Consider the following 12,248-nt stretch of genomic DNA (forward strand, 5'->3'; position numbering starts at 1 on the left):
CGTACCCTGGCCAATTACTCACCACGATGAGCGTTGGTCCGGACTGGCCAACGGGCCGGGAACGCTGTTAGCATTGCGGCACGCGGGCTTGTCCCCGTGCCGCTTTTCCCTTCCCGTATCAACGACTACAAATGACGAAACCATTCAAACGCATCCTGTTCACCGGCGCCGCCGGTAACCTGGGCCGCCGCCTGCGCGAGCGCCTGCACGAATTCGCCGACATCGTGCGCCTGTCCGACGTGGCCGACTTCGGCCCGGCCGCGCCGCACGAGGAAATCGTCCTGTGCGACCTGGGCGACCGCGACGCCGTCATGCGCATGTGCGAAGGCGTCGACGCCATCCTGCACTTCGGCGGCATCTCCACCGAAGAGGAATGGGCGCCGATCATGCAGGCCAACATCCTCGGCATGGTCAACCTGTACGAAGCCGTGCACAAGCTGGGCATCCGCCGCGTCGTCTTCGCCAGCACGAACCACACGATGGGTATGTACAAGACGACGGACCTCGTCGACGCCACGATGCCCCCGCGCGCGGACGGCTATTACGGCGTATCGAAAGTGTTCGGCGAGACGCTGTCGCGCTATTACTGGGACCGTTTCGGCGTGGAGACCGTCTGCATCCGCATCGGCTACTGCTGGCCGGAGGCGACGAACTACCGCCAGCTGGTCACCTGGCTGTCGCTCGACGACCTGGTGCAACTGCTGCACCGCTCGCTGACCACGCCGCGCGTGGGCCACACGATCACGTTCGGCATCTCGGACAACGAGGGCCGCTGGTGGGACGACCGCCACGCTGCCTTCCTGCGCTACAAGCCGAAGGACAGCTCGCAGCAGTTCGCGGACAAGCTCCCGGCGGAAGTCCAGTATCCGCCTGCGGACGACATCGCGACCTTCTACCAGGGCGGCGTGTTCCTGCACAACGGGCCGAAATACCGTCCGTAACAGGCCGCCAGCGCGCGTCGGCACGCCGGATGTCGTCTGACGTCCGACCACACCGTCGCCCCTGCGCAGGCAGGGGCCCAAGTTCCGGCTGCGCGGAAAACTTGGGTCCCCGCGTGCGCGGGGACGACGGTTGTTTATTTTTTCGCAGACTTGTCAGACAAGTGAGTCCGCACGGCTATAATCGTAGCCTGGACCCCACTGTATACAACGCCCGCATGAACTCGCCGACCGCCCTGCTGCCCGCCCGCAAAAAATACCGCAACCTCGCCCAGGGCGTCGTGGAAGAATTGAGCGCGCGCATCCGCCGCTCCGAGTTCAATCCGGGCGACAAGCTGCCGCCGGAAGCGGCGATCATGGAAGAGTACGGCGTGAGCCGCACGGTGGTGCGCGAGGCGATCTCGCAGCTGCAGGCGGGGGGCCTCGTGCAGACGCGCCACGGCATCGGCACCTTCGTGCTGGAACCGCCCGCGACCACGCTCGGCATCGGCACGGACAGCGTGGTGACGGTGCGCGACGTGCTCGCGATCCTGGAACTGCGCATCAGCATGGAGACGGAAGCCGCGTGGCTGGCCGCGTCGCGCCGCACCGAGGAACAGGTGGCGCAGATGGGCCAGGCGCTGGGCGAGATGCAGCGCGCGCTCGAGAATGGCCGCACCTCGGTCGAGGCCGACGTGCGCTTCCACCAGCTCATCGCGGAGGCGACGGACAACCGCTATTTCGTCGAGCTGCTGGGCCAGCTGGGCAGCGCGATCATTCCGCGCGCCCGCCTCAACACCCCGGGTCTCGGCGAAGACAAGCCGGCCGACTACCTCGAACGCGTGAACCGCGAGCACGAGGACATCTATAAAGCGATCCTGCGGCGCGACCCGGAAGCGGCCCGCGCCGCGATGCGCACCCACCTCTCGAACAGCCGCGAACGGCTGCGGGAAGCGCAGCAGCGGCTGCAGGACCAGCCGCGTACCTGATCAGCGGTACTGCAGCGCCACCACCTGCGCGCTGCGGCGCGGCGCGCCGACCAGCGCCGGACGGACGGACGCGGCCGCCGGCACCCGTTCCAGCGTGAAGATGCTCACGGCCTCCAGCAGTGCCTGCGCCTGCTCCTTCAGGCTTTGCGCCGCCGCCGCGGCCTCTTCGACGAGCGCCGCATTCTGCTGCGTGATGCCGTCCATCTGGTGCACGGCGCTGCTCACTTCCGCGATGCCTTGACCCTGCTTCGCGCTGGCGCGGGCGATGTCGCCGAGGATGCCGGACACCTGGCGGATGGCATCCATGATCTCGTCCATCGTGCTGCCCGCTTCGTCGACGAGGCGGCTGCCCGTGTCCACGCTGTGCACGGACGCGTTGATCAGGTCCTTGATCTCCTTGGCCGCGCCGGCGCTGCGCTGCGCCAGCGCGCGCACTTCCGCCGCCACCACCGCGAAGCCGCGCCCCTGTTCCCCGGCCCGTGCCGCTTCCACGGCCGCGTTCAGCGCGAGGATGTTGGTCTGGAACGCGATGCTGTCGATGACGCCGATGATGTCGGCGATGCGTGCCGAGCCATCCTTGATGTGACCCATCGTCGACACCACCTGCGCCATCACGTCGCCGCCCTTGACGGCGACCGTGGAGGCGCGCGCCGCCAGGTCGTTGGCGTTCTGCGCATTCGCCGCGTTGCGCTGGACGGTCCCGGTCAGCGTCTCCATCGCGCTGGCGCTCTCCTCCAGCGATCCGGCCTGCGCTTCCGTGCGCGCCGACAGGTCGGCATTGCCGGTCGCGATTTCATCCGTCGCCGTCGCCATGTTTTCCGTGCTCGTGCGGATCCTGGCCAGCATGTCGTGCAGGTTGCCGTTGATGGTGGCGATGGCCCCCAGCAGCCGGCCCACCTCGTCGTCGAACTCCACGACGACCTCGCCCGACAGGTCGCCGGCGGCGATGCGGTCGGCCGCGGCGACGGCCTTGTTCAGGTTGCGCATGATGTAGCGGTAGACCATGTACAGGGCGGCGGTCGTCGACACGAGCGACAGCACCATCAGCGCGATGGCGGCCGTCATCGCGCTGCCGGTGGCCTGGTGCGCGTCGGCGACGGCGGCGCCGGTGCGCTCGTCCAGCAGGCGCAGGAAGTCGTTCAGCGGCACCATGATGCGCGCCTTGTTGCGGTGGTATGCGGCGTCGTGCATGATCGCCCGTGCGAATTCCGCGTTCGGTTCGTCCTTGCGGGTAAAACCGCCGCGGCCGTCGTCGAACAGGCCTTTCACGGCGTTCATCGCGGCGACTTCGGTCTTGACCAGGGCGTCGGACACGTCCTGCGCCTCCTGCAGCTTGGCGAATTCCTGTTCGCTGAAGCCGGCCTTGCGCATCAGTTCCTGCAGCGGGACCGCCTGGCCGCTCGCCGGCGGCACCGCGACGCCGCCCGCGACGAGATCCCAGTAGATGCGCTCGTAATGCGCGGGCCGCGGCCTGGTGCCGTTGCGGATGGCGAGGATGTCCTGGTATTGCTGTTCGTAGCGGCTGTCGCCCGTGACCACGTAGGTGCGGGCGAGGCGCGTGAGGTCGTCGGAGCTCTGGCGCAATTCGTCCGCCAGCAGATAAGACCGGTAGCGCGACTCGCTCGCCTCCGTCGCGCGGCTTTGCGCGACGGACACACGCTGCAGCGCGGCCAGCATGAGGCCGGCCATGAGCAGGGTCAGGGCCAGCAGGGTGATGAATGTTTGTTTGATCGTAAGATGCCGCATGGTTGTCTCCTCCTCGACATTTACAATCTATCCAAAACTCACCTTACAAAATAGTGGGAAAGCATAAAATTCGGAAATATGTTCTTTATGCGCAACATTAATTCCCAATAAGCAATCGCGTCGTTCCCGCGCAGGCGGGAACCCATACCGAGCATCCTGATCACTTCAGCATGGATTCCCGCTTTCGCGGGAACGACGTGCCGTCAGAAGGCCATCCGCACGCCCGCGCGATAGGTGCGGCCGATCACGTCATACAGCGCCGGATTGATACCGATACTGAGGTTCGTCTGCGGCACGAGCACCGGCCCGCGGTCGGCCAGGTTGTCGATCTTGAAGTACAACATCGAGTCCTTCGCGAACGTGTACGTCGCACCGAAGTCGACGTACGTGGCGCCCGGGAGGTGGTTGTCGTAGATCGTCGGATGCGCCGCGGTCGGCACCGGGCAGTTGGTCTGGCACTCGATGAACTCATTGCTGAACACACCGGCGCTGACCCAGCGCTCCGTCAGGCTGAGACCCAGCTTGCCGTTGTCCCACGACTGGGTCACGAGCGCCTTCCACTTCGGCGTGCTGCCCGCCATGTTGCCCGCGCCCTCGCTCGGCGTCGTGCCCGGCACGCCCGGGTCGGACAGCGAGTGGATCGTGCGCGTCGCCATGCCGCGCAACGTGAACATGCCCGGCAGGCCGTAATCACGCAGGTTCGTGCGGTACGCCGTCTCGACGTCGACGCCGCGCGTGTGCAGCGACGCGAAGTTGAAGCTCTGCGCCAGCACGTAGTTGGTGCCGGCCGCACCGTTGATCGACACGGCGCTGCACACGTTCTGGTAGCCCGCGTAGCACAGGTCGACCTCCTGCTGGGGGCCCAGCGAGTTGATCACGTTCTTGACCTTGATGTCGTAGTAGTCGACCGACAGGTTGAAGCCGCGCGCCCAGCTGGGTTGCGAGAGCACGATGCCGAACGAGTTGTTCCGGGCCACTTCCGGCTTCAGGTCCGGGTTGCCCACGTTGCGCTGCTGGATCTGGATGGACGAACCCTGGTTGTTGTTGACGGCCTGGTTCGTCACCGTCATCGCGGCATACAGCTCGGACAGGTTCGGCGCGCGCACGTCCTTCGAACTCACGGCGCGCAGGCGCAGGCCGTCGACGGGCGTCTTCCACGTCGCGCCGATCTTCCACGCGCTCGCATGGCCGGCGGTGCTGTATTTCTCTTCGCGGTCGGCGAGGTTCAGGTTCGCCTCGCCCCACGTGGCCGACTTCAGGAACGGGATGTTGAGCTCGAGGTAGGCTTCCTTCACGTTGAACGCCCCGCGGCCGTTGTGGTAGTTCCCCGCGAACCAGTTGTCGCCGCCGGTCGACAGCGTGGTGTCGAGCGGATAGCTCGGGCCGTAGCGCGACTGCAGGTCCACGCCGGCGCCGTACGGGTCGCCGACCACCGAATAGTCCTCGCGGCGCCATTCGAAACCGGTGGCCATCGAGATCGGCCCGGCCCAGCCCTCGGCCACGTCGCCGTGCACGTTGGCGCTGACGACGTTCTGGCTCGAATCCGTATGCTGCATCGGCCCGTTCTGCGGCGCGATGTACGACCAGCCGGCCATGTTGATCGGCACGTCGCCGAAGATGTTGATCGGCTGGCAGCCGTTGGCGCGCGCGTTGGCATCGCGGCAGACGATGTTGCCGCTGGCGTCGCGCACGGCGTCGATCGCGTAGTTGTAGCGGCGGTTCAGGGTGATGTCCTGCACGTGGATGACGGTTGTGTTCTCGCCATGTTCCGCGTACGCGTCGTACGACCAGTCCTTGCCGAACAGCGTGAAGCGGCCGTCCGCGCCGACCACGAAGCGGCGCTGCGTGCGCGTCGGGAGCACGGAGATATTGGCGGGGAATTCCGCGTTCGCCGTACCGACCTGCATCACGCCGTTCGCATAGCCGGATGCGCAGCCTGCCGCGATCGACGCCGGCAGGTACGCGTTGTCGCACTTGATGCCGAGGTTGGCCTGCTTGGCCGCGCCCGGATTCGGCGAGAACACGGATTTCACTTGCGCCCAGTTGCCCGTCACGTAGATCTCGTTATCCGCGTCGAGATCCCAGGAGACGCGCGTGTACGCGACCTGGCGCTTGAAATTCATCGCCAGGTTCGTGCCCGCGCCCACGCTGCCCGCCAGGTCGCCGCCCACGCAGAAGTTGCCGACGCAGTTCGACCCGTACTGGAACGGGTACGGCGTGCCGCCCGGACCGAATGCCGTGCCTTTCAGCGGGCCGTCCGTGATCAGGCCGTACTTCGCATACTGGATGTGCTGCGCGTGCTGGATGCTTTTATAGCGCGGCGCGCCGGCGGCCTGCATCGCCTTCGTCGATTCCTGCAGCGCCGGGTTCTTGTACCAGCTGCGGCCGTTCGCGCCGACTTCGCCGAAGCCCGGCGAATCGATGCCGTTCTCCTTCGTGAACTCACCGCTCGCCGTCACGTGCAGGCGGTCGTTCATGAAGCCCTTGCCCCACGCGGCCTGCAGGGTGCCGTTCTTGTCGTCGTGGTACTTCGTCATGCCGCCTTCGGCATTGAACTTGAAGCCGCTGAATTTTTTGTCGGTGATGAAGTTCACCACGCCGCCCACGGCATCGGAACCGTACGAGGCCGACGCGCCGCCCGTCACGACGTCCACGCGTTTTACCAGCAGTTGCGGGAACTGGCTGACGTCCGTGACGCCGGTGACGTTCGCGCCGACGACGCGCTGGCCATCCAGCAGGGTCAGGGTGCGGATCGTGCCGAGGCCGCGCAGCGACAGCGACGACAGGCCCTGCACGCCGCTCGACGTGCTGTACGTGAACGTGGTGCGGCCCGTGCTGCCCTGCAGCGCCGGCAATTCGGCCAGCGTGTTGAACAGGTTCGGCTTGGCGGATTTCGCCAGGTCGTCGGCCGTCAGCGTCGTCGTCGGCGTCGGCTGGCTGAAGCCGCGCGCGGCGATGCGCGAGCCGGAGACGACGACGGTGTTGACGCCCTCCTGGGGGGCGGCCGCCGCCGGCGCGGGTGCGGGTGCCGATGCGGGATCGGCGGGGGCGGCGGCGGTCTCCTGGGCATGGCCCGGGAGCGCGAGTACGCCGCAGGCACTGGCGACGGCGAGGTGGATCAGGGTCTTGCGGAACTGCTTTGGCATGGTGTCTCCGTTTTTGTTTTATCGGTGTGGTCCGGTTGCGAACCGCGATGCCCGGCAGGGTGCTCTCTTCACCTCATCCCGGTCCGCTGCCTCTGCTCTACGCGGTGGTAACGCTATCTGTTACCGCTATCATTGCGTAAAATGCATTTTGGACCGCATCGTAAATATGCGTCCAATAACTTTTTTTAATCGCTCGATGCCAAAATCGATATCACTCTATATGCAGCCCCGACAATTTTGTGCTTGCCCTTTTTCTGTCTCACTTGTACGATGACTGACAATTGTTGACACATCATCGCGCCCGCGCGTCCTTCCCTGGAGACCCAATGAATCCGCAAGAACTCAAGCAAGTCATGTCGTCCGGCCTGCTGTCCTTCCCCATCACCGACTTCGATGCAGAAGGCAACTTCCGCCCCAGCACCTACATCGAACGCCTGGAATGGCTCGCCCCGTACGGCGCCACCGCGCTGTTCGCGGCCGGCGGCACCGGCGAATTCTTTTCGCTGACGCATGACGAGTACTCGCAGGTGATCAAGACTGCCGTCGACACGTGCGCCGGCAAGGTGCCCATCCTCGCCGGCGCCGGCGGCCCGACCCGCGCCGCGATCGCGTTCGCGCAGGAAGCCGAGCGCCTCGGCGCGAAAGGCGTGCTGCTGCTGCCGCACTACCTGACGGAAGCGAGCCAGGACGGCCTCGTCGCGCACGTGGAAGCCGTCTGCAACTCGGTCAAGATCGGCGTCGTGGTGTACAACCGCGCGCAATGCCGCCTCACGCCGGACTCGCTGGAAAAGCTGGCCGACCGCTGCCCGAACCTGATCGGCTTCAAGGACGGCATCGGCGACATCGAACTGATGGTCTCGATCTGGCGCCGCATGGGCGACCGCTTCAGCTACCTGGGCGGCCTGCCGACCGCGGAAGTCTACGCCGCGGCCTACAAGGCGCTGGGCGTGCCGGTGTACTCGTCGGCCGTCTTCAACTTCATGCCGAAGCTCGCGATGGATTTCTACCACGCGATCGCCAAGGACGACCATGCGACGACGAACCGCCTGCTGGACGAATTCTTCCTGCCCTACCTGGCGATCCGCAACCGCAAGGCCGGCTACGCCGTGTCGATCGTCAAGGCTGGTGCCCGCCTCGTCGGCCACGACGGCGGCCCGGTACGCGCACCGCTGACCGACCTGACGGCGGAAGAATCCGACATGCTGCACAAGCTGATCGTCGCCCAGGGCGCCCAATAACAACAGGGAACCTCGAAAAACCGTCGCGAGCGGCGGCAATGTTGTTCGAGAAGCGCAGCTGTACGAGAGTACAGCGAGCATCGCAGGACTCGCCGTCCGCAACGACAGTGCAACGCGCAGCAGGTTTGTCTACGTTCCCGAAACCAGCAAGGAGAAAACATGACGATTCAAGGTGAAATGATCATCGGCCGCCGCGTCGTGCGCGGCAGCGCCGGCACCACGCGCGCCTTCAACCCGGCCACGCGCGCCCAGATGGAACCGGAATTCGGCCTCGCGACGGAAGACGACGTCGCCGCCGCCTGCAATCTCGCCGAACAGGCCTTCGACACCTACCGCAACCTGCCGCTGGAACTGCGCGCGCGCTTCCTCGAAGCCATCGCCGACCGCATCATGGACATCGGCCCCGCGCTGATCGAACGCGCCTCCGCCGAATCGGGCCTGCCGACGGCGCGCCTGGAAGGCGAGCGCGGACGCACGTGCAACCAGCTGCGCCTGTTCGCCAAGGTCGTGCGCGACGGGAACTTCCTCGACGCGACGCTCGATTCCGCCCTGCCCCAGCGCACGCCGCCCCGTTCGGACCTGCGCATGCGCAAGATTCCGCTGGGCCCCGTCGCCGTGTTCGGCGCATCCAACTTCCCGCTCGCGTTCTCCGTCGCCGGCGGCGACACCGCATCCGCGCTGGCGGCCGGCTGCCCGGTCGTCGTGAAGGCGCACAGCGCCCACCTCGGCACGTCGGAACTGGTCGGTAAGGCGGTGCGCCAGGCGGCCGAAGACTGCGGCATGCCGGACGGCGTGTTCTCGATGCTGATCGGCGAAGGCCGCGTGGCCGGCCAGGCGCTGGCGGCGCATCCGGCCATCAAGGCCGTCGGCTTCACCGGTTCGCGCCAGGGCGGCCTCGCCCTCGTGCGCACGGCGAACGCCCGCAAGGAACCGATCCCCGTCTACGCCGAAATGAGCAGCATCAATCCGGTCTTCATGCTGCCGGGCGCCCTCGCCGCGGGCGGCGCGAAACTGGCCGGCGCGTTCGTCGACTCGCTCACCATGGGCGTGGGCCAGTTCTGCACGAACCCGGGCCTCGTCATCGCCCTCGCCGGCGCTGACCTGGACGCCTTCAGCGCGTCGGCCGCCGCAGCGCTGGCGGCCAAGGGCGCCGGCACGATGCTGACGGCCGGCATCCACCAGGCCTATGTCGACGCCGTCGGCCGCCGCTCCGGCATCGAGGGCGTGCAGCTGGTCGGCCAGGGCAGCGCCGAAGGCACCGGCTGCGCCGCGCAGGCCGCGCTGTACGCCTGCGACGCCGCCACGTACATCGCCAGCCCGGCGCTGGACGAAGAGATCTTCGGCCCGGCGTCGCTGGTCATCGCCTGCCGCGACGAAGCGGAGATGCTGGCCGTGGCGCGCCACCTGGAAGGCCAGCTGACGGCCACCGTCCATGCGACGGCCGCCGACCGCGAGCTGGCCGGCAGCCTGCTGCCGACGCTGGAGCGCAAGGCCGGCCGCGTGCTGTTCAACGGTTTCCCGACCGGCGTCGAAGTGTCGCACGCGATGGTGCACGGCGGCCCGTTCCCGGCCACGTCGGACAGCCGCTCGACGTCCGTCGGCGCCACCGCCATCGAGCGCTTCCTGCGCCCGGTGTGCTACCAGGACGTGCCGCCGGAACTGCTGCCGGAATCCCTGCGCGACGACAATCCCCTGGGTCTCGCGCGCATGGTCGACGGCACGTTGCAGCTCGCGAAATGATCATGAAGTAGACCGCAGTGCCCCATGGGCGGCTGGTACGATGTGCCGGCCGCCCGCAATGGCCGGAGGAGACGCCGGCCAGCGATCGTCAGCAAAAACCATAGACAAGGCCTGACCATGACCCGCAACCGCACCGGCGACGCCGCAGTCGCCAGCCCCGCCGCCCGGCCCGCCGGCGGCAACTACCGGTGGACCATCTGCGCGCTGCTGTTCTTCGCCACCACCGTCAACTACCTCGACCGCCAGGTGCTGAGCCTTCTCGCGCCGTCGCTGTCGAAGGAATTCGGCTGGTCCAACACGGACTACGCCAACATCGCCGCCGCCTTCCAGTTCATCTACGCGATCGCCCTGCTGTTCGCGGGCCGGGTCGTGGACCGCCTCGGCACCAAGACCGCGTACGTCCTCGCTATCGTCATCTGGTCGGCCGGCGCCATCGCCCATGCGTATTCGATCGAGCTGGGCAACGGCCTGAAATCGCTGCTCGGGCTTGCCGTGCCGGCCTCCGTCCTCGGCTTCATCATCGCCCGCACCATCCTCGCGATCGGCGAAGCGGGGAACTTCCCGGCCGCGATCCGCGCCACGGCGGAATACTTTCCCAAGTCCGAGCGTTCGTTCGCGACCGGCATCTTCAATTCCGGCGCCAACATCGGCGCGATCCTGGCGCCGCTGACGGTGCCGGTGATCGCGGCCATCTGGGGCTGGCAGGCCGCATTCGTCTGGATCGGCGCCGTCGGCTTCCTGTGGGTCGTGTTCTGGGCGGTCCTGTTCGACGAACCCGCACGCCAGCGCCGCCTGTCGCGCGCGGAACTCGAGTACATCCGCAGCGATGACGCGGGGTCGGCCCCGGTGGCGGCGACCGGCCCCGCCCCCAGCTGGCGCACCCTGCTCGGCCTGCGCCAGACGTGGGCCTTCATCGTCGGCAAATTCATGACGGACGGCGTCTGGTGGTTCTTCCTGTTCTGGCTCCCGAAATACCTGACCGACAAATACGGCATGGCGACGTCGGACCTCGTGCTGCCGCTGGCCGTCCTGTACAGCATGACGATGGTCGGCAGCATCGGCGGCGGCGCGCTGCCGTCGCGCTTCATGCGCCGGGGCAGCGCGCCGTACGACAGCCGCATGAAGGCCATGCTCCTGATCGCGTTCTTCCCGCTCGTCGTGCTGCTGGCGCAGCCGCTGGGCCACCTGGGCTACTGGGTGCCCGTGATCCTGATCGGCGTCGGCGCATCCGCCCACCAGGCGTGGTCCGCCAACGTGCTGACGATCACGTCGGACCTGTTCCCGCGCCATTGCGTCGCCTCCGTGGTCGGTATCGGCGGCCTGGCGGGCGGCATCGGCGGCGTGCTCGTGACGAAGATCGGCGGCATGCTGTTCGACTACTACGGCGCGCAAGGCCAGATCCAGACGGGCTACATGATCATGTTCACGTTCTGCGCGCTGGCCTACCTCGCCGCGTGGGGCATCATGAAGGTGCTCGTGCCGACCCAGGACATGGTCCGCCTGCCCGAGGAGCTGGCGCATGCCTGACGCGATCGTGGAAAGCGTGCGCGGCGTCAGCTGCGCCGTGGGCGAAAGCCCCGTCTGGCACGCCGAGGAGCAGGCGTGGTACTGGGTCGACATCCCCGCCCGCCGCATCTGGCGCCTGGACCATGCATCCGGCGCGACGCGCCACTGGACCGCGGCCGAGATGGTCGCCTGCATCGCGCCGCGCGCCGCGGGCGGCCTGATCGCCGGCATGGAGACGGGCATCTTCGCCGTCGACCTGCAGGACGACGGCACGGTAGGGGCGGAGCGCCTGGCCGCGCCGCCCGAACTGGCGCCCGGCATGCGCTTCAACGACGGCCGCACGGACCGCCAGGGCCGCTTCTGGAGCGGCACGATGTGGATGGACATGGCGGCCGCGCTGCCGCTCGGGCGTCTGTACCGCTACGACGGCGCGGGCCTGTCGGCGCCGCTCGTCTCCGGCCTCGTCACCCAGAACGGCCTCGCGTGGTCGCCGGACGGGCGCACGATGTACCTGTCCGATTCGCACCCGACGCGCCGGCGCGTGTGGACGTTCGACTACGACGTCGACGCGGGCGTGCCGCACAACCGCCGGCTGCTCGTGGACATGGCCGCGTACGCGGGCCGGCCGGATGGGGCGGCGATGGACAGCGACGGCTGTTACTGGGTCGCGGGCAATGATGGGGCGAGCCTGCTGCGATTCACGCCGGTCGGGAAGCTGGATCGGGAACTGAAGCTGCCGGTCGCGAAGCCGTCGATGCCCTGCTTTGGCGGGCCGGACCTGGATACCCTGCTGATCACGTCGATCGTGCAGCCGGGGCATGAAGACGACGCATTGGCGGGCGCAGTGCTGCTCGTGCGGCCGGGAGTTGCCGGCGTGCCGGAAATCGCATTTGCTGGTTGAACGCGTGGGCACGGGGCGTCGCGAACGCCCCGCGCCTGCACGGATGACGCCGATGCGGTATCGTG

At 67.4% G+C, this 12,248-nt stretch carries 8 protein-coding genes; 6 read left to right on the top strand and 2 right to left on the bottom strand.

Translation table 11 applies throughout. From position 1 onward, the window contains the following. Window positions 1–131 precede the first annotated feature (131 nt). Complete coding sequence (locus tag QPK29_RS00580; RefSeq protein WP_371769273.1) at window positions 132–941, top strand: NAD-dependent epimerase/dehydratase family protein; 810 nt, start codon at window positions 132–134, stop codon at window positions 939–941. Window positions 942–1,156: 215 nt separating this feature from the next. Then, window positions 1,157–1,906, top strand: coding sequence for a FadR/GntR family transcriptional regulator (locus QPK29_RS00585; protein ID WP_056125448.1), 750 nt, complete (start codon window positions 1,157–1,159; stop codon window positions 1,904–1,906). On the opposite strand, the gene QPK29_RS00590 is transcribed toward QPK29_RS00585, so the two are convergent. Further along, a complete protein-coding gene (locus tag QPK29_RS00590) occupies window positions 1,907–3,652 on the bottom strand; it encodes a methyl-accepting chemotaxis protein (protein WP_371769274.1) in 1,746 nt (581 codons plus the stop codon). Between the two features lie 203 nt (window positions 3,653–3,855). Continuing rightward, window positions 3,856–6,798, bottom strand: coding sequence for a TonB-dependent receptor plug domain-containing protein (locus tag QPK29_RS00595; protein WP_371769275.1), 2,943 nt, complete (start codon window positions 6,796–6,798; stop codon window positions 3,856–3,858). Window positions 6,799–7,124: 326 nt separating this feature from the next. On the opposite strand from QPK29_RS00595, the gene kdgD reads away from it, so the two are divergent. The 4 genes from kdgD to QPK29_RS00615 all read left to right on the top strand — a co-directional run bounded on the left by kdgD (window position 7,125) and on the right by QPK29_RS00615 (window position 12,183). Next, window positions 7,125–8,036, top strand: coding sequence for a 5-dehydro-4-deoxyglucarate dehydratase (kdgD, locus tag QPK29_RS00600; RefSeq protein WP_371769276.1), 912 nt, complete (start codon window positions 7,125–7,127; stop codon window positions 8,034–8,036). Window positions 8,037–8,195: 159 nt separating this feature from the next. Beyond that, window positions 8,196–9,776 carry an aldehyde dehydrogenase (NADP(+)) gene (locus QPK29_RS00605; protein ID WP_056125442.1) on the top strand — a complete coding sequence of 527 codons (1,581 nt, stop codon included), beginning with the start codon at window positions 8,196–8,198 and terminating at the stop codon, window positions 9,774–9,776. Between the two features lie 117 nt (window positions 9,777–9,893). Further along, the gene (locus QPK29_RS00610; RefSeq protein ID WP_371769277.1) at window positions 9,894–11,303 is read left to right on the top strand and encodes an MFS transporter; all 1,410 of its coding nucleotides are present in this window, start codon (window positions 9,894–9,896) and stop codon (window positions 11,301–11,303) included. Continuing rightward, window positions 11,296–12,183 carry an SMP-30/gluconolactonase/LRE family protein gene (locus tag QPK29_RS00615; protein WP_371769278.1) on the top strand — a complete coding sequence of 296 codons (888 nt, stop codon included), beginning with the start codon at window positions 11,296–11,298 and terminating at the stop codon, window positions 12,181–12,183. The genes QPK29_RS00610 and QPK29_RS00615 overlap by 8 nt, the downstream gene beginning before the upstream one ends. Window positions 12,184–12,248 lie beyond the last annotated feature (65 nt).

The organism is Massilia orientalis (genome assembly GCF_030411975.2).
Taxonomy (GTDB): Bacteria; Pseudomonadota; Gammaproteobacteria; order Burkholderiales; family Burkholderiaceae_D; genus Telluria; species Telluria orientalis.

Excerpts from the sequence above, each read along its gene's own strand:
- QPK29_RS00590 (WP_371769274.1), bottom strand. The coding sequence starts at position 3,652 with ATGCGGCATCTTACGATCAAACAAACATTCATCACCCTGCTGGCCCTG.
- QPK29_RS00610 (WP_371769277.1), top strand. The coding sequence starts at position 9,894 with ATGACCCGCAACCGCACCGGCGACGCCGCAGTCGCCAGCCCCGCCGCC.
- QPK29_RS00585 (WP_056125448.1), top strand. The coding sequence starts at position 1,157 with ATGAACTCGCCGACCGCCCTGCTGCCCGCCCGCAAAAAATACCGCAAC.
- QPK29_RS00605 (WP_056125442.1), top strand. The coding sequence starts at position 8,196 with ATGACGATTCAAGGTGAAATGATCATCGGCCGCCGCGTCGTGCGCGGC.
- QPK29_RS00615 (WP_371769278.1), top strand. The coding sequence starts at position 11,296 with ATGCCTGACGCGATCGTGGAAAGCGTGCGCGGCGTCAGCTGCGCCGTG.
- kdgD (WP_371769276.1), top strand. The coding sequence starts at position 7,125 with ATGAATCCGCAAGAACTCAAGCAAGTCATGTCGTCCGGCCTGCTGTCC.
- QPK29_RS00595 (WP_371769275.1), bottom strand. The coding sequence starts at position 6,798 with ATGCCAAAGCAGTTCCGCAAGACCCTGATCCACCTCGCCGTCGCCAGT.
- QPK29_RS00580 (WP_371769273.1), top strand. The coding sequence starts at position 132 with ATGACGAAACCATTCAAACGCATCCTGTTCACCGGCGCCGCCGGTAAC.